General features: G+C 45.6%; 2 protein-coding genes and 1 pseudogene. All 3 read right to left on the bottom strand.

The window, feature by feature from the left end; genetic code table 11:
- On the bottom strand, window positions 1-593 hold a 593-nt coding region (gene rplC / locus Q7U95_RS04660; protein WP_308752266.1), incomplete at its 3' end, for a 50S ribosomal protein L3.
- Window positions 594-606: 13 nt separating this feature from the next.
- Window positions 607-921: a 30S ribosomal protein S10 gene (gene rpsJ, locus Q7U95_RS04655; RefSeq protein WP_007144672.1), complete on the bottom strand. Its 315-nt coding sequence runs from the start codon at window positions 919-921 to the stop codon at window positions 607-609.
- Between the two features lie 5 nt (window positions 922-926).
- A pseudogene (tuf, locus tag Q7U95_RS04650) lies at window positions 927-1,298 on the bottom strand (elongation factor Tu); the annotation flags it as partial.

The raw sequence follows: 1,298 nt of genomic DNA, 5'->3' as shown, positions 1-1,298 counted from the left end.
GTTGCACCTGGCACTGAGCCTTTGACCAAAATCAGGTTCCGTTCCGCATCCACTCTGACAACAGAAAGATTTTGCAACGTGCGTTTTTTATCACCCATATGGCCTGCCATTTTCTTACCCTTGAACACGCGTCCAGGAGTTTGACATTGACCAATTGAACCCGGCGCTCTATGTGACAGAGAGTTACCATGTGTCGCATCACCGCCACGGAAACCGTAACGTTTAACAACACCAGCAAAGCCTTTACCTTTTGTCAGTCCAGAAACATCAATTTTCTGACCTGCTTCAAAAATATCCACCTTCAATTCAGCGCCAACCGTCAGATCATCATGAGATTCCACACGGAATTCACAAACTTTACGACCTGCTGCAGCTTGAGCCTTAGCAAAGTGACCTGCTTCAGGCTTAGTGACACGTGATGCTTTACGTTCACCAACTGTAACTTGAATAGCGTTATAACCATCGGTATCAACTGATTTCAGCTGGCTGATACGGTTTGGTTCAACTTCAATAACTGTAACCGGAGTAGATACACCGTCTTCAGTGAAGACACGTGTCATACCACGTTTACGACCGATGAGTCCGATAGTCATGACCCAACCCCTCTTAGTTCAACTTAATCTGAACATCAACGCCAGCGGCGAGGTCCAGCTTCATCAGAGCATCAACTGTTTTATCAGTTGGCTCAACAATATCCATAAGACGTTTGTGAGTACGGATTTCATACTGTTCACGAGCGTCTTTGTTCACGTGTGGTGAAATCAGCACGGTGAAACGTTCTTTCTTAGTCGGCAATGGAATTGGACCATTAATCCGAGCGCCAGTACGTTTCGCTGTTTCAACGATTTCTTTAGCTGATTGATCAATCAAACGATGATCAAATGATTTCAGCCTGATTCTAATAGTTTGAGTTGCTGCCATTTCTATTACTCAACGATTTTAGCAACGACACCAGCACCAACGGTGCGGCCGCCTTCACGAATAGCAAAACGTAAACCTTCTTCCATCGCAATCGGATTGATTAAGGTTACGTCCATCTTAACGTTATCACCAGGCATGACCATTTCAATACCTGCTGGTAATTCACATGCACCGGTAACGTCGGTGGTACGGAAATAAAACTGTGGGCGGTAACCATTGAAAAATGGCGTATGACGGCCACCTTCGTCTTTCGACAAAATGTACACTTCCGCTTCAAACTTGGTGTGTGGCTTGATAGTGCCCGGGTGCGCTAATACTTGACCACGGTCAACATCTTCACGTTTGGTACCACGTAACAACACACCAACGTTATCGCC

It is taken from the genome of Candidatus Oleimmundimicrobium sp. (genome assembly GCF_030651595.1).
Lineage (GTDB): Bacteria > Actinomycetota > Aquicultoria > UBA3085 > Oleimmundimicrobiaceae > JAUSCH01.
This window is presented reverse-complemented; position numbering and strand designations above follow the sequence as displayed.

What these genes read in the sequence shown, in the direction of transcription:
- rpsJ (WP_007144672.1), bottom strand. Translation starts at nt 921, where the DNA reads ATGGCAGCAACTCAAACTATTAGAATCAGGCTGAAATCATTTGATCAT.